The organism is Mesorhizobium sp. P2_B5, assembly GCF_056404775.1.
The window spans coordinates 864130-879840 of the sequence record NZ_JBFUDJ010000001.1; the positions used below are offsets into that span (position 1 = coordinate 864130).

Below are 15711 nucleotides of genomic sequence, written 5' to 3' on the forward strand. Positions count from 1 at the left end.
TTTATCCGCGGGGCCGTATCGGCTAAGGGCGGGGGAACAGAATTCCGGACCGCCAGAAATGACCGCCAAGCCCAAACCCCTGTTCCTCGGCATCGACACCGGCGGCACCTATACCGATGCCGTGCTGTGGTCGGAACAAGGTGGTCCTAAAGGCAAGGTGCTGGCCAAGGCCAAGGCGCTGACCACGCGGCACGATCTTGCCGTCGGCATTTCCGGTGCGGTCGACGCGGTGCTAGAGAAATCCGCCACCGACCCGGCCTCGATCAAACTCGTGTCGATGTCGACGACGCTCGCCACCAACGCACTGGTCGAGGGCCAGGGCGGTCGCGTGGCGCTGATCATGATCGGTTTTACCGAAGCCGACCTTGCCCGCGACGGGTTGAAGACCGCGCTCGGCACCGACCCGGTGGTGTTTTGTCAGGGCGGCCATGATGTCCATGGCAATGCGGCCAAGCTCGACCTCGCAGGCCTCGAGGCGGCGCTGCCCGAACTCGGCGCCTCGGTGTCGGGCTTTGCCGTCTGCGCATATTTTGCCACCCGCAACCCGGCGCATGAGCTTGCCGCGCGCGACCTGATCCGCGAAAAGACCGGCCTGCCGGTCACCGCCAGCCACGAATTGTCAGCCAAGCTCGGCGGCCCGCGCCGCGCGCTCACCACTTTGCTCAACGCGCGGCTGATCTCGATGATCGACCGGCTGGTGGCGGCGACTGAGGGCTTTCTCGATGCGCGCAAGATCGCCGCACCCCTTATGGTGGTGCGCGGCGACGGCGCGCTGGTTTCGGCCGCTTTTGCCCGCCAGCGGCCGATCGAGACGATTTTGTCCGGCCCGGCCGCCAGCCTGGTCGGCGCCCGCCACATGACGGGCTTGAACAACGCCATGGTCTCCGACATTGGCGGCACCACAACGGATGTCGCCGTGCTCGACGGCGGCCGGCCGCGCCTCGATCCGGAAGGCGCCACGGTCGGCGGTTTCCGCACCATGGTCGAGGCGGTGGCCATGCGCACCTTCGGCCTCGGCGGCGATTCCGAAGTGGCGCTGGAAGATGGCGCACTCAACCCGAAGATCCTGCTCGGCCCGCGCCGCCTGGTGCCACTGGCGCTGGCCGGCATGATGCATGGTGTTGCCGTGACATCGGAGCTCGAACGCCAGCTCCGCGCGCCCAATCCCGGCCGCATGGATGGCCGCTTCGCGCTGCGCACCGGCGTGCCGGACAGGCTCGCCGCCGGTCTGACCGCGCCCGAGGCCAAACTCTACGAGCAGATCGGCGCTGTGCCGCTCGCCATCGACAAATTGCTGACCTCGAATGCCCAGAACGCGACGCTAAACCGGCTGGTCTCGCGCGGCCTCGTGCACATCTCCGGCTTTACGCCTTCGGACGCCGCCCATGTGCTGGGCAAGCAGGCCAATTGGGATGCGGCCACCGCCCGGCTCGGCGCCGAACTCTTCGCTCGCAAGCGCGACGGCCGCGGCCAGAACATCGCAGCCTCGCCGGAAGTAATCTCCGAACGCGTGCTGGTGACGCTGACGCGCTGGTCGGCCGAATACATTCTGGAGACCGCCTTTGCCGAGGACGGGCTGGACGGCGCGGCAACCGTCGCCCATGCGCTGGTGCAGCGCGCCGTCGATGCCCATCCCGGCATCGCCAGGCTCTCGGTCGCGCTCGATCGGCCGGTCATCGGCCTCGGCGCCTCGGCGCCGCTGCACTATGCCGGCTTGGCCGAGCTGGTCGGCAATGAATGCGTGGTGCCGGAAGACACCGACGTCGCCAACGCCCTCGGCGCCGTCGTCGGTCAGGTCCGCGTCTCGGCCGAAGCCCGCGTCAGCCAGCCCAAGGAAGGCCTGTTCCGCCTCGCCTCGGGGCAAACGGTGCGCGATTTCACCGACGAGGCGAAGGCGATCGCGGCGGCGGAAGCCGATGTGCGGGCCATCGTTGCGGAGCGGGCGAAGGATGCCGGCACGGACAATGCCGAGATCGAAGTAGCCACCGAATTCCGCGTCTCCACGGTCGAGGCCCAGCGCATGTTCATCGAAGCGCATGTGGTGGCGGTGGCGTCAGGCCGGCCAAGGATTGCGGTTTGAGCGCCCTTTCCTTCTCCCCGTTTCACGGGGAGAAGGTGCCCGAAGGGCGGATGAGGGGCAGCGCCCAGCCAACGCGATTTCGCCGTACCGCCACTTCACATAAAGCCGCGCCGCCCCTCATCTGGCTGCCGCCATCTTCTCCCCGTAAACGGGGAGAAGGACGCTGTCGCCGCCGTCTTCGCCAACCTGCCAAAATCCCACCTTCACCCTAAGCTGAATTGACCCTTCACCCCTGACATGCCAAAGGCCGCAAAGCCTTTCATCTGGAGAAGCCCTGATGACCGATCGCGTCGAGATCGCCGGATTGCGGATTGCCCGCGAATTGCACGACTTCGTAGGCAACGAAGCGCTGCCGGGCATCGGCATTGCGGCCGACGCTTTCTGGACCGGGTTTTCGGCCATCGTGCATGATCTGGCGCCGAAGAACCGGGCGCTGCTGGCCAAACGCGACGCCATGCAGGAGAAGCTCGACGCCTGGTACCTTGCCAATGGCGCGCCGATCGACATGGCGGCCTACAAGAATTTCCTCAAGGAGATCGGCTATCTCGTGCCGGAAGGCCCGGCCTTCAGCGTCAGCACGGACAATGTCGACCCCGAAATCGCCGTCGTCGCCGGGCCGCAGCTGGTGGTGCCGGTGATGAATGCGCGCTATGCGCTCAACGCCGCCAATGCCCGCTGGGGGTCGCTCTACGATGCACTCTACGGCACCGACGCCATTCCCGAAACCGGCGGGGCCGAGAAGGGCAAGAGCTTCAACCCCGTGCGCGGCGCCAAGGTGGTGGCCTGGGCGAAAAACTTCCTCGACGAGTCCGTGCCGCTCACCTCCGGCAAATGGGCAGGGGTGAACGGGCTTACCGTCCAGGGCGCCATCTTGCGGCTCAGCGCCGGCGCCGGCGGCACCACGCTGGCCAACCCGAAACAGTTTTCCGGCTATCGTGGCGACCCGACCAACCCTGAAGCCATTTTGCTTACCCAGAACGGCCTGCACATCGAAATATCAATCGACCGCGCCAACCAGATCGGCCGCACCGACCCTGCCGGCATTGCCGATATCGTGCTGGAATCGGCGCTGACCACCATCCAGGACTGCGAGGATTCTGTCGCGGCGGTGGATGCAGAGGACAAGGTCGTGGTTTACCGCAACTGGCTCGGCCTGATGAAGGGCGATCTCGCCGAAGAAATCAGCAAGGGCGGCAAGACTTTTGTCCGCAAGCTCAACCCCGACCGCGCCTGGACGGCGCCGAATGGCGGTGCGCTCGCCCTGCCCGGCCGCTCGCTGATGCTGGTCAGAAACGTCGGCCACCTCATGACCAATCCGGCGATTTTGGATCGCGATGGCAACGAGGTGCCGGAAGGCATCATGGATGCCGCAATGACGGCGCTGATCGCGCTGCACGATGTCGGCGCGAACGGCCGCCGCGCCAATTCTCGCGCCGGCTCGATGTATGTGGTGAAGCCCAAGATGCACGGCCCTGAGGAAGTGGCTTTCGCCGTCGAGATTTTCGACCGCGTCGAAGCGCTGCTCGGCATGGCCAGAAACACCATCAAGATGGGCATCATGGACGAAGAGCGGCGCACCACCGTCAACCTCAAGGAGGCGATCCGCGCGGCGAAGGAGCGCGTCGTGTTCATCAACACCGGCTTCCTCGACCGCACCGGCGACGAGATCCACACTTCGATGGAAGCCGGGCCGATGATCCGCAAGGGCGACATGAAGCAGGCCGCCTGGATTTCCGCCTACGAGGCCTGGAATGTCGATACGGGCTTGGAATGCGGTCTGGCCGGCCACGCCCAGATCGGCAAGGGCATGTGGGCGATGCCCGATTTGATGGCGGCGATGCTGGAACAGAAGATCGCCCACCCCAAGGCCGGCGCCAACACCGCCTGGGTGCCGTCGCCGACCGCTGCCACGCTGCACGCCACTCACTACCACAAGGTCGATGTTCATGCCGTCCAGGTGGCGCTGAAGAGCCGGCCAAAGGCCAAGCTCGATGACATATTGTCGGTGCCGGTGGCGGTGCGCCCGAACTGGACGCCGGATGAAATCCAGCGCGAGCTCGACAACAATGCGCAAGGCATTCTGGGCTATGTCGTGCGCTGGATCGACCAGGGCATCGGCTGCTCCAAGGTGCCGGACATCAACGATGTCGGCCTGATGGAAGACCGCGCCACGCTGCGCATTTCCTCGCAGCACATCGCCAATTGGCTGCACCACAAGGTCTGCTCGCAGATTCAGGTGATGGATTCGCTGCGCCGCATGGCGGCAATCGTCGATCTGCAGAATGTCGGCGATCCGCTCTATCGGCCGATGGCCGCCGACTTCGACAGTTCCATCGCCTTCCAGGCCGCCTGCGACCTGGTGTTCAAGGGCCGCGAACAGCCGAATGGATATACCGAGCCGGTGCTGCACGCGCGGCGGTTGGAGCTGAAGGCGAAGCAGGGTGGGTAAAGAGGTTAGCGCTCGTCCATACTGCTGGATTGGGGTTCGGTGGCCAACGGATCCTTGGAAACCACCTTCGTGCAGAACTGACAATGATAGAATCTAGTTCTTGGCGCCGTGCGCCTCACAAGCAACGTCGAGACGCATCGCAGTCGGCGATGCGATGAACGCTATGCTTGCTTACTAGGCCATACCACGATCCTTTGGCCCCAGGTCTCGGATGGCCAATCGGTTTCGCTTACCGCCCGCCCGCGCACGGAGATGCCCGCCTCGTGAACGGTCTCATGGCTGCCGGAGACGAGCGGATGCCACCAATACAAATCGAACCCTTCGGCAACGAGCCGATACGCACAGGTCGGCGGTGGTTGCCAAGCCAGCGTTCGCGCCATCTCGGGAGTGAGCTGATGACATTCAGGAACCAGAGTTTGACGATTTGAATAGTCGCTGCACCGGCAACTCTCCAAATTTAAGAGTCGACAAGCAACGTCGCTCCAGACAATCGCCTTTGTATCGCTGCATGGAACCTTGTTCAGACAGCAGCGGCCACATCCGTCGCAAAGAGATTCCCACTCCGTCAAGCTCATCTGTTCTAGGCTCTTCACTCGCCAAAATGGCTCCTGGGCTACCGATGGGGCCGTCATGAGCTTCTGTCCTCCAAGCAATGCATCTGCCAACCTTTTGCGACGTCCACAATAGCGCAGATGCTCGCCACGGCTGTAGTCGAGGGCTTTGAAACTTCACTTAGTGCACACTGCGTGTGGTCGTGGATCTGGGTGCTGTGCCAATAGTGCCACAAACACTCTGGCTCAAAATCCGATAGCAAAGAAGTTGACACCAATGACGAATTGCTGTTGCCAACCCTCGGCGCGCAACGGGATGGCGTCGAATCTCAAAGTTAACTATCAATTCTCGCACACGCGACGTCCGCCCTGAGTCTGCAAACTTCAGCGTCAATCCTGCGCCTCACTTCGCCATCGACTTTACCAATACCTTCCATGAAACGGCATGCCCGATTGATGTCTTCTTCTTCTTCTGCTTGCTCCAGCATGGCAGCGAGCCTAACAAGTTTAATATCCTCGTCAAAGCGTTCATCATCTACTGACTTGTCCCCGTTCAATCCTTTAATCAGTTGAAGGGTGTAGTTGTCCACCAACGCATCAATTTCATCCTGACCGGTACCGATTGATTTCCCAGGCCTTAGCTCTGCTCTCAGTGTCGATCCCATCAGTCCGGCCAAACATACTTGAAGTGGAGCCCCCCATTCGAACAACAGCCGATAGGTATGGTAGACGTGATAGGCCAATGTAGTTGATTTATGTCGCACATTTTCAAAACCATCGGCAATTAACTTTCGCAAGCATCGCGAAACTAATTCGCGGTCAGAGTAATCGTCAAACAGGACGGGGTATCCCCAATACAGAAATGCGACAGTGTATCGAACGCCATCATTAACACGCGAAACAGCATGGTAAGAGAAGTCTGATAGGCGCATCAGCACGCCTGAATTAAACACCGGCCGTACGCCTCCAATTACTGGACCTTTATCGGAAGCATAGAAGAACAAGTGTCCGCCGTCTGAATCAGCGTATTCTCGGTTTGGATAGAAAAGGAGCCTGTACCCTTCCGTGCGTCCCCGAGCGCCATCCGGCGAATCATTGTGAACTCCAACCGCCTGCCCGGTGAGCATCTTGGTCGCCTTGATTTCAAAGCGAGTCCCAACGATTGCATTGTACCTCTGCTCGATCAGCTGTTTTCCAATGTCGAGCAAAGCTACAAGCTCAGCTATTTGTTTTGCCGGTTGGGGTTCGCCGAAGATTTGCCGGGCCCAAACAACGTCGTGCTTGGAAAGGAACCACTTTTCGTTGAGCGCCCATCCGGATTCAGTTTTTGCTAGCCGTTCAACCGCGCCTGCGGCGCGTTCCGGCAACACACTGTCCAAAAAAACGTAGTTCTCCAGCAGCTTCGGGTCACCGTCGAGCCCAAGAGCCACATCTGCGGTTTCTTGCCCACTGCTCCCCGAAAAAATGCGGAGTTCGGCCGTCGTAAGCCTAGGGGCGAGCCGTCTGGGTTGCGGCGATGCAGTGGAACTCAAGCCCTGGTCTCCTCGGTCTTCAGCAACTCAAGCGACGGACTACCTTCATCACGGCGCTTGCCGCCTGGATATCAAGCGCAATATGTCAGCCGGCCCCTCATTGCACGCGGCAATCAAGGGGCTCATGAGCAATTCGAAATCTTTGGAGCGAAATCCTTTTTCGATGAACTCCAACCTTTGGCTGAATCTCGACACATGTGCGTCCGATAGACCGATCTCCAAGCATTTCTTGAAATACTCCCCTAGGCCGAACCAGACCAACGTAGCGTGAAACGCGGTGTGTATATCCAACGGATTGCCTGTCCAAGGCGATTTCACGAAGCCCTTATTTGGTCCATCTGCGCTTAAGATTTCCGGGCCATTGGCTTCGGCCCAGTCAACGAAGCAATGGATTGCCTCGTGCAGAAACGTCTCCTCGATAAGAAATCGATCAACAGCTTCGGCATTGGGATTACAAACAAGGACGAATCCTGGAAGCGTCGGGAATGTGTAAGTGCCGAACCTGCTAGGTCGTTCTATATTCTTGCGTACAGACAGGTTCCATACATAGCAATTGACGAACGTCCAAGCGGACTGGCTAACCTCCGCCATATTGCGCAGAGCCGCATTCATTTCGGAGAGTATTTCATCGAGATGCACCTCTTCGTAATTCGACAGCCATTCGCGACCGTCGTCCAATGTGGGCACCACAATGCTATTTTGATAATCCACAATAATGGTCGACGACCACTCTCCAGCGGCTCCGCCGGTACGAGAAGGCGACCCCAAGGGGCCCGTAGCTTGGCCATCCGCTTTAGGCATGATTTGGGCGGCCACTCTCAAAGCGTCCGAAACGTAAGATAAAATCTCGCGCCCGCTTAGTCGAAGCCGTCCGGACAAGAAGCCAGCGATGTAAGGATGACGTATAGCGCAAACCTTCGCCAAAGGGGGCAGTCTCAACACTGGGTCTGCATTAAGGCCTTCCCGCTGAAACACGCGGCTGACGGCGCCGTCAAATATTTGCAAAAGCGATCCTTCGACCGCGCGTCCCTGAAGCATTTCAGGGACTCCATCCCAACAGAGCCGGCCGACGATTTCGCCGCTTTCGCGGAGAGACCAAATAGGAGTGTTCATCAACGTCCCCGCGGGTATAGGGCGGTGGTCGGTCATCTAAGAACAATCGCTCGCTAAGCGTCTGCTCAAACCAGTCTGATTTTCATTGAGGGTTTGGAGCTCTCTTAGGCTCAAACAGCCGAATCCCCTCGCTCGTTAGAATGCCGCAGCAGTCGTCAACGTCCAAGTCGCTTATACTTCGAGAGGAGCGGGCATCCTCGTCCCAGGTATGAGTCGGATGGGGGTTGGACGATTTGCTAATATCGGAGATGTCGAGCGGGACATCACCTTCATCAATCCAAACTTTTCCGCCCGACGCGATCAAATCCAAGTGAATATTACAATCATATCCCACAACCGCCGGATCCTGATTACTCTGACCGAATCCAAGGTGAATTCCTGGGTGTCTCTCGTTGATATGAGAATTCAAAGAAACAGGCGCCTTGATGCCTCCATTTGTGCCGAAGCCAAGTTCTCCGACAGTATAAGCGCAATATCCATAAAAACATTCATCGAGAAATCGCATCACTTCCGGGTCGTCGCAGGTATAATTAGTTGCCCTGCTATTTTCAATGGTTACTGTCACCGGGTGAGTATTTAGTCGTGCGTCACGCTCCGTCATCATATTTACATTGAACCCAAAATCCGCCACAAACGTTCCGTCTATTGAAGCTGGAAAAGTTGCGACCTCGCCTGCCGGCAATATAACAAACTTACCAGGCCTCCAAACGCCGCGATTGCTGATCCAGCTATGCCTACCGGTGTCGATCGAAATTGATAGTTCTGATCCTCCTGGGGTTGTAACCCTCAGCCCTTTTGACGGGACGAGCAACTCCAAAATAGTGGTATTTTTCGCCGATAGCGCGTCCGGGCTTTCCTGCAGGGCCACGGTGAAGAGTTCATCGCACGTACTTATGACGCGAAATACCATCGCCCGGCTAGCGTCGAACCGAGAAAGGGCAGATCTAATCATGGAGTCGTGCGATAGTGTGTCGCGTTCAAAGGTTAGCACAATAACACGACCACCTACGGTAGACGGATCTGGTACTGCGGCACCAAAACGTTGGGGAAACTCGGGATCGCGAAGGGGGATCATCCAGACCTTCTCGGCTGCGATACTGCGAATTCGCAATGCCGCAGAAACCCATGACGCATGCTCGGCAGTTGCGCTAGTGTAGACGACGATGACATTGTCATCACTGGTAACTTTGAAATAGTTATCCAGCAGCGATTGCACTCCTCGCCAAGCAGATTCTGTTAGCACGCACACCCCCGCCGCCGCTCCTTCGCGGAGCTTCACAATGGATTACAAGGTGTTTGGTACGAACTGCGGGCAGACATTGCTGTCCGCCCTTAGCCTAGTCCGCTACTTAGGTAGGTTGAGTAGTTTCGTAAATTCTGTACCTCGCACCGGACAGTTTGAGGGGGATGCCTTTTTTCACTGCGTCCGCTTCCATTTCTCTTACCGTTGAAAGGGCTTGCTCAAGCTCTTCCTGGACCGCCATGATCACATCAGAGTCGACTTGTAGATTTCTCTCTTCCATCTTCGTCCTCCATCTAAAAGCAGTTGCAGTCTACACCAGTTATTTTCACCTTGGAGCCGCTTTTGATACCTCCAAGTGAACTCGTAAAAGCTCCGAATTAATAAGGGATGCTGGGTCTTGTTTTGCCAATTCGGCGGCGACCTTGCTCAGTTCTTTGTCTACTTTAGACAACTCCCGCGCGATAGTAGCTTCGTCGACCTTCTGATCGCCTTCGTTTCCGGTGATTATTCTCGATTTGTCCGGCATACTTGCGCTCTCCTACTGTACGTTTAGCAAGTTTACCACGGGAAGCGTGCCAATACAATCGAGGTTGTTTTGGCGGAAATCGACTTCAGGGTCGCAGTCTTGGCGAAGAACCTAAGAGGGAGCGATTTAGCGGAGATGGGGCAGTATCCTTCAAAGTTGACTGACCGGCCTTCTTGATGAGTGGCAGGCAGACTGGGCCGCGGCGGCGGCCGCCACTTCCAGCGTCCACTTGGCGGACTCCTGGACCTCGATGCCGGCAAGGTCGGGCAGGTCGCGCGTTGATGCATGTACGCGGGCTCCGGCCGCGACAGAACAAGGGCTCCGCGAAAATGACTGCCGCTTTCGATTGGCCTAATGGCACCGTGGTGTCGAACTCTACGCGGCCTGCGCCACCCGCTCCGACATCATGCGATAGGAAATCGCTTCGGCCAGGTGGATGCGGCCGACGGTCTCGCTGGCGTCGAGGTCGGCCAGCGTGCGCGCCACTTTCAGCACGCGGTGATAGGCGCGCGCCGAAAAGCCGAGCTTTTCGCTGGCGTCTCTCAGCAGCGACAGGCCGGCTGCATCCGGCACGGCGATGTCTTCGATGATCGAGGGCGAGCAATGCGCATTGGTGGTCGCGCTGGTGACGCCGAGCCGTTCGAAGCGCTCGCGCTGGATGGTGCGGGCGCGGGCCACGCGCTGGGCTACGGCAGCGCTCTTCTCCGCCCGGTCCGGGCGGATCAGATCGGCGGCCGAGACCGCCGGCACTTCGATTCTGAGGTCGATGCGGTCGAGCAGCGGGCCTGAAATGCGCGCCTGGTAGTCGGTGCGGCAGCGCTCGCCGCGCAGGCAGCGATAGCCGGGTTCGCCGGCCATACCGCAGCGGCAGGGGTTCATCGCCGCCACCAGCTGGATGCGCGCCGGATAGGTGACGCGGTGGTTGGCGCGCGCGATCATGCAGTCGCCGGTCTCCAGGGGCTGGCGCAGCGCATCCAGCGTCTGCGGCGAGAATTCGGGGAATTCGTCGAGGAACAGCACGCCGTGATGGGCGAGCGAGACCTCGCCCGGCCGCACCCTGAGGCCGCCGCCGACCATCGCCGCCATCGAAGCCGAATGGTGTGGAGCGCGGAACGGCCGCCGGTCGGTGAGCTTGCCTTCGCCGAGTTCGCCCGCCACCGAGGCAATCATCGAGACTTCGAGAAGCTCCTTCGGCGCCAGCGGCGGCAGGATCGAGGGCAGCCTTTGCGCCAGCATCGATTTTCCCGAGCCTGGCGGGCCGACCATCAGCAGATTGTGGCCGCCGCCGGCCGCCACTTCCAGCGCCCGCTTGGCGCTCTCCTGGCCCTTGATGTCGCAGAGGTCGGGCAGGTCGCGCGCCGAGACATGGATGCCGGGCTCGGGCCGCGACAGCACCTGCGTGCCGCGAAAATGATTGGCAATCGCAATCAGGCTGCGTGGCGCCAATATGTCGAAATCCTTGCCGGCCCATGCTGCTTCTGGCCCACAGCCGAACGGGCAGATCAGCCCCTTTCCCTCGGCATTGGCGCCGATCGCCGCCGGCAGCGCGCCGGCGACCGCGGCAATGGTGCCGTCGAGCGACAATTCGCCGAGCACGACATAGGAGGCCAGCATATCGCCCGGGATGGCGCCAAGCGCCGCCATCAGGCCGAGCGCGATCGGCAGGTCGTAATGGCTGCCTTCCTTGGGCAGGTCGGCGGGCGCCAGGTTGACCGTGACCTTTTTCGACGGCATCGACAGGCCCGACGCATGGAGTGCCGCCTGCACCCGCTCGCGGCTCTCGGCCACCGCCTTGTCGGGCAGGCCGACAATGTGCATGCCGACCTTGCCCGGCGCGATCATCACCTGGACATCGACCGGCACGGCCTCGATGCCCTGGAAAGCAACCGTGCGAACCCGCGCCACCATTTGTTCAAGCCCCCGGATACCGGCTCGCTCGGGCCTTTCTGATCAGACCGCGAGCGACGTCAGCTAAAACAACCATAGATTTCAGGCCAAGGCAAGAACATTACGGGAACATGCAAGTGTCGCCGTCCTTCCGGCACCATACGATGCCGACGCCTGCCTTCGCCCGAGACAGAATTAACCACAAAGGCGCGGCGCGGTTGGGTGTCACCGATCCGACTCGCATACTATGGTATGGTTGGGACTGGGGGACATCCGCAGCGCGTCCAGGCGCCAAAGCGAGGAAAACAGGATGCCGACCCTAAGCAATGGCAGTCAGCTCACCGTATGGGAAGAACCCGACTATCCCAATCCAAGCCCAGACGCGGTGCTTTTCAGCATCACGGAACCCGACGGCGACGTGATCGGGCCGATAGGGGCAAAGCCCGATTTCCCGTTCGGCGGGATCGACGTGGCTTCGGTCGATGTCTTCGACGGCTTCTTCACCATCACCAGCTTCACCAATGAGGGCAGGACCGAGACCTGGACGACGGTCGAGACGCAGGTCTTCGACAACGACGGCAATCTTCTCCGCACCCTGTCCGACCAGGCCGCCTACCTGTCGGCCCGGATCGTCTCGGTCAACGCCGACAGCCCCGACACCATCGCTGTCACCTGGATCGGGGCGAACGAGTATTTCGGCGGCGAAAACACCCAATACGGCCAGCACCAGATCATCCTGGAGGGCGGCACGCTGCAGCCCGACACGTTCGTCAATCATGCGCCCACGGTCGCCAATCTGAATGTGTCGGTTTCGCAGGGGGAATTTCTCGACGACATCAAATTCAGCGCCGCCGATGCCGACTATGATCTCCTGAGCTTTGTCGTCGTCGATGGGCCGGACCACGGCACCGTTGAGCAAAGCACGCGTTTCGACGGCAACCACTATCCGTTTCACCAGGGTCACTATGGCAACAGCCTGCACTATCATGCCGACTTTCTGAACGGCAATCTGTTCGACTACACGCCCGAGGCGGGCTTCGTCGGCACCGACAGCTTTACGGTTTACGCCACGGACGGCCAGGGCAACAGCAATCCGGCGACGATTACGATCACGGTTGCTCCACCGGCCGAATCCATCGCGCTGACCGAAGCCGCGAACACAGTGAACTATGGAGCCCACGATCGTGCCGCGCTCGTCACCGCGCTGGGCGGCGGCGACCGTGTCATCGGCACGTCGTTCAACGATACGCTCGACGGCGGCGCCGGCAATGACCAGCTGTTCGGCGGCACCGGCGCCGACATCCTCATCGGCGGCGCGGGCACTGATTGGCTGAAGGGCGGCGCCGGCAATGACGTCATAAGCGGCGGCGCGGGCACGGACGGCATCCGTGGCGATGAGGGCGACGATGCCATCGACGGCGGTGCCGGCTCCGACGACCTGCGCGGTGGCGTTGGCGATGACATCCTCAATGGCGGCGCCGGCGGCGACCGGCTGGCCGGCGGCGAGGGCAGGGATGTCTTCGTGTTCGACGCGCTTGGACTGGCGAATAGCGACAGGATCGAAGACTTCGATGCGCAAGATGATATGATCCGCCTGGACAGCTCCGTGTTTGTCGGGCTGCAGGCCGGCCCGCTTTTCGCGGCAGTCTTCGCGATAGGTGACAAAGCCATCGATGACAGCGACCACATCCTTTACAACGACGTGACCGGCGACCTTTTGTTCGATGTGGACGGGGTAGGCGGCGCGGCGGCTGTCAAGTTTGCCGCCGTCGACCCGGGCACCTGGGTCACCGCGGACGATTTCATTGTGATCTAGGGCAAGGTATGAAACGGTTTTCCCGCAGGAATTGCGTGAAAGCAAAGAGATAGAGCGGTTCCGTGAAACTGCTCTATTTCCGCTTCCCCTCCACCGCGTCCCAGAACAGGCTCGCAATGTCGGCGCCGCCAAAGCGCTGTACTTCGCGCACGCCGGTGGGCGAGGTCACGTTGATCTCGGTCATGTAGTCGCCGATCACGTCGATGCCGACGAGGATGAAGCCGCGCTCTTTCAGCGACGGTCCGATGCTGGCGCAGATCTCGCGTTCGCGTTCCGTCAGCTCGGTCTTTTCGGCGCGGCCGCCGACATGCATGTTGGAGCGCGAATCGTGGTCGGCCGGCACCCGGTTGATGGCGCCGACCGCCTCGCCGTCGACCAGGATGATGCGCTTGTCGCCCTTGCGCACATCCTTCAGATAGCGCTGCACGATATAGGGCTCGCGCGACAGCTGGGCGAACATCTCGAGCAGCGAGGCGAGGTTGCGGTCGTCCTCCCTGAGATGGAAGATGCCGGCGCCGCCATTGCCGTAGAGCGGCTTGACGATGATGTCGCCGAATTGCTTGCGGAAGGCGGCGACTTCCTGGGGATCCTTGGTGATCAACGTTTCCGGCATCAGGTCGGGGAATTCGGTGACGAAGATTTTTTCCGGGCTGTTGCGCACCCAGGCCGGGTCGTTGACCACCAATGTCTTCGGGTGGATACGCTCCAGAATGTGCGTGGTGGTGATGTAGTTCATGTCGAAGGGCGGGTCCTGGCGCAGGAGGATCACGTCCATCTCCGACAGGTCGGTGCGCACCTTGTCGCCCAGTGTGTAGTGATCGCCCTTCTCGTCGCGGAGCTTCATCTCCTCGATGCGGGCAAACACCTTGCCGCCCAGCATCGACAGCCGGTCGGGCGTGTAGTGGAACAGTTGGTGGCCGCGCCGCTGCGCCTCCAGCGACAGCGCAAACGACGTGTCGCCGGCGATCGAGACGGTGGAGACATGGTCCATCTGGACGGCGATCTTCAGGGGCATCTTCTGGTCTCCAGCGGGCTATGCCGCCGATATACGGAACTCCACGGCTTCTGCCAATCGCGCTTGCTTGGCCCAGGCCCTCAGCGGTCGAAGACCAGCCGGGAGTATCCGAAGAAGGACAGCGCCATCGCCACCAGCGAGGCAATCGCAAGTGCCGTCAGCGGCGGCATTGCCGGCAGCGCGAACAGGATGGCGCAATAGACGAGATAGTTGACGATGCTGGTGGCGATGCCGACGCCGCCATAGCGCGCACCCTCTTGCGTTACGCCGCGGCTCGACGGCGAAAACGTCAGGTGCCGGTTGATCTGCCAGGTGACGCAGAGCGCAAAGCCGATCGACAGCAAGCGCGCGATGAAGGGGCCGAGTGGCGTCACGGCCAAAAGCAGCCAGAGAGCCGCGGCATCGGCGACGAAGCCGACAGCGCCGGCAAAAACGAAGCGCGCGAGCCTGCCCACGGCCTCAGGCGGCCCGGGGCGTCTTGCCCGGTTCGGCCTTCGCGGTTTCGCTCGTGCGCTCGCGTCGTTCGACCCGGGCCGACGGGACCGAGAGATAAAAAATGCGCTTCTGTTCAGCGCGTCCGCGCGATACCGAATCGAGGATCAGTCCGGTCACCATCGCAAGCATAGACAACAGCAGCAGGCCGACCGACAGCACCCAGGTCGGCATGCGTGGCACGAGGCCGGTCTGGGCGAATTCGATCAGCACCGGCGTCATCAGGGTAAGGCTCGATGCCAGGAAGAGAATCGCGAAGGCGCCGAAGAAGCGCAGCGGCTGCGTCTCCTTCATCAGCATGGCGAACATCCACAGGATCCTGGCACCGTCGCGATAGGTCGACAGCTTCGACGACGATCCCTCAGGCCGGCGGCCATAGTCGAGCGCGATCTCGCTGACAGGCAGCTTGAGCTGCGAGGCATGCACCGACATTTCGGTCTCGATCTCGAAGCCGCCGGAAACGGCCGGGAAACTCTTGACGAAACGCCTGGAGAAGGCGCGGTAGCCGGAGAAGATGTCGGTGAAGTCGGTGCCGAACAGCCGCTTGTAGAGGCTGTTGAAGATGCGGTTGCCGAACGCATGGCCGGAACGGCCGGCATCGTCGGCGACGCCGCGCCTGGTACCCACCACCATGTCGCAGCGCTCGGTCTGCAGGATGTTGATAAGCTGCGGTGCATCTTCCGGCGCATACGTGCCGTCGCCGTCGGCCATCAGATAGATATCGGCATCGATATCGGCGAACATGCGGCGCACGACATTGCCCTTGCCCTGGCGCGGCTCGCGGATGACGATGGCGCCGGCCGCGCGCGCCTTGAGCGCGGTCAAATCCCTGGAATTGTTGTCATAAACATAGATCGCGGCCGACGGCAGCGTCTCGCGAAACCGCCGCACCACCTCGGCGATGGTCAGTTCCTCATTGTAGCAGGGCAGGAGCACGGCAATGGCCGGCTCGTGGCGGACTTCGTGCGGCATTTCCGTCTCCCGATGCCCGGCGGAGCCTCCGGCCG

General features: G+C 60.9%; 13 protein-coding genes. 3 read left to right on the forward strand and 10 right to left on the reverse strand.

Features of this window, described 5'->3' with window-relative positions; genetic code table 11:
- The first annotated feature begins 58 nt into the window (after positions 1-58).
- Both AC1D1N_RS04450 and AC1D1N_RS04455 read left to right on the forward strand, forming a co-directional pair.
- Positions 59-2080, forward strand: coding sequence for a hydantoinase/oxoprolinase N-terminal domain-containing protein (locus AC1D1N_RS04450; RefSeq protein ID WP_477346865.1), 2022 nt, complete (start codon positions 59-61; stop codon positions 2078-2080).
- A gap of 277 nt (positions 2081-2357) precedes the next feature.
- Entirely contained in the window at positions 2358-4529 is a 2172-nt protein-coding gene (locus tag AC1D1N_RS04455) for a malate synthase G (RefSeq protein WP_477346867.1), read from the forward strand.
- A gap of 161 nt (positions 4530-4690) precedes the next feature.
- Here the strand turns inward: AC1D1N_RS04455 and AC1D1N_RS04460 are convergent, their stop codons facing one another.
- From AC1D1N_RS04460 to AC1D1N_RS04490, 7 genes are all read right to left on the reverse strand, one after another.
- Complete coding sequence (locus tag AC1D1N_RS04460) at positions 4691-5161, reverse strand: YcgN family cysteine cluster protein (protein ID WP_477346869.1); 471 nt, start codon at positions 5159-5161, stop codon at positions 4691-4693.
- A gap of 254 nt (positions 5162-5415) precedes the next feature.
- Positions 5416-6612 (reverse strand): 2OG-Fe(II) oxygenase, encoded by a 1197-nt coding sequence (locus AC1D1N_RS04465; protein WP_477346871.1) that lies wholly within the window; start codon positions 6610-6612, stop codon positions 5416-5418.
- 48 nt (positions 6613-6660) lie between these two features.
- The gene (locus AC1D1N_RS04470) at positions 6661-7725 is read right to left on the reverse strand and encodes a hypothetical protein (RefSeq protein WP_477346873.1); all 1065 of its coding nucleotides are present in this window, start codon (positions 7723-7725) and stop codon (positions 6661-6663) included.
- 82 nt (positions 7726-7807) lie between these two features.
- Entirely contained in the window at positions 7808-9004 is a 1197-nt protein-coding gene (locus AC1D1N_RS04475) for a CgnE/CgnB domain-containing protein (protein WP_477346875.1), read from the reverse strand.
- Between the two features lie 70 nt (positions 9005-9074).
- Positions 9075-9248 (reverse strand): hypothetical protein, encoded by a 174-nt coding sequence (locus AC1D1N_RS04480; protein WP_477346877.1) that lies wholly within the window; start codon positions 9246-9248, stop codon positions 9075-9077.
- Between the two features lie 45 nt (positions 9249-9293).
- The gene (locus AC1D1N_RS04485) at positions 9294-9494 is read right to left on the reverse strand and encodes a hypothetical protein (RefSeq protein WP_477346879.1); all 201 of its coding nucleotides are present in this window, start codon (positions 9492-9494) and stop codon (positions 9294-9296) included.
- Positions 9495-9869: 375 nt separating this feature from the next.
- Complete coding sequence (locus tag AC1D1N_RS04490) at positions 9870-11402, reverse strand: YifB family Mg chelatase-like AAA ATPase (protein ID WP_477346880.1); 1533 nt, start codon at positions 11400-11402, stop codon at positions 9870-9872.
- Between the two features lie 289 nt (positions 11403-11691).
- Here AC1D1N_RS04490 and AC1D1N_RS04495 point away from each other — a divergent pair, with 289 nt between their 5' ends.
- Positions 11692-13197 carry an Ig-like domain-containing protein gene (locus AC1D1N_RS04495; RefSeq protein WP_477346882.1) on the forward strand — a complete coding sequence of 502 codons (1506 nt, stop codon included), beginning with the start codon at positions 11692-11694 and terminating at the stop codon, positions 13195-13197.
- A gap of 73 nt (positions 13198-13270) precedes the next feature.
- On the opposite strand, the gene gshB is transcribed toward AC1D1N_RS04495, so the two are convergent.
- From gshB to AC1D1N_RS04510, 3 genes are all read right to left on the reverse strand, one after another.
- Positions 13271-14212, reverse strand: coding sequence for a glutathione synthase (gshB, locus tag AC1D1N_RS04500; protein WP_477346884.1), 942 nt, complete (start codon positions 14210-14212; stop codon positions 13271-13273).
- A gap of 80 nt (positions 14213-14292) precedes the next feature.
- Positions 14293-14667 carry a GtrA family protein gene (locus tag AC1D1N_RS04505; protein WP_477346886.1) on the reverse strand — a complete coding sequence of 125 codons (375 nt, stop codon included), beginning with the start codon at positions 14665-14667 and terminating at the stop codon, positions 14293-14295.
- Positions 14668-14671: 4 nt separating this feature from the next.
- Positions 14672-15676, reverse strand: coding sequence for a glycosyltransferase (locus AC1D1N_RS04510; RefSeq protein ID WP_477346887.1), 1005 nt, complete (start codon positions 15674-15676; stop codon positions 14672-14674).
- Between the last annotated feature and the right edge of the window lie 35 nt (positions 15677-15711).

Coding starts and splice junctions, on each gene's coding strand:
- AC1D1N_RS04450 (WP_477346865.1), top strand. CDS start 59: ATGACCGCCAAGCCCAAACCCCTGTTCCTCGGCATCGACACCGGCGGC.
- AC1D1N_RS04455 (WP_477346867.1), top strand. CDS start 2,358: ATGACCGATCGCGTCGAGATCGCCGGATTGCGGATTGCCCGCGAATTG.
- AC1D1N_RS04460 (WP_477346869.1), bottom strand. CDS start 5,161: ATGACGGCCCCATCGGTAGCCCAGGAGCCATTTTGGCGAGTGAAGAGC.
- AC1D1N_RS04470 (WP_477346873.1), bottom strand. CDS start 7,725: ATGAACACTCCTATTTGGTCTCTCCGCGAAAGCGGCGAAATCGTCGGC.
- AC1D1N_RS04480 (WP_477346877.1), bottom strand. CDS start 9,248: ATGGAAGAGAGAAATCTACAAGTCGACTCTGATGTGATCATGGCGGTC.
- AC1D1N_RS04485 (WP_477346879.1), bottom strand. CDS start 9,494: ATGCCGGACAAATCGAGAATAATCACCGGAAACGAAGGCGATCAGAAG.
- AC1D1N_RS04490 (WP_477346880.1), bottom strand. CDS start 11,402: ATGGTGGCGCGGGTTCGCACGGTTGCTTTCCAGGGCATCGAGGCCGTG.
- AC1D1N_RS04495 (WP_477346882.1), top strand. CDS start 11,692: ATGCCGACCCTAAGCAATGGCAGTCAGCTCACCGTATGGGAAGAACCC.
- gshB (WP_477346884.1), bottom strand. CDS start 14,212: ATGCCCCTGAAGATCGCCGTCCAGATGGACCATGTCTCCACCGTCTCG.
- AC1D1N_RS04510 (WP_477346887.1), bottom strand. CDS start 15,676: ATGCCGCACGAAGTCCGCCACGAGCCGGCCATTGCCGTGCTCCTGCCC.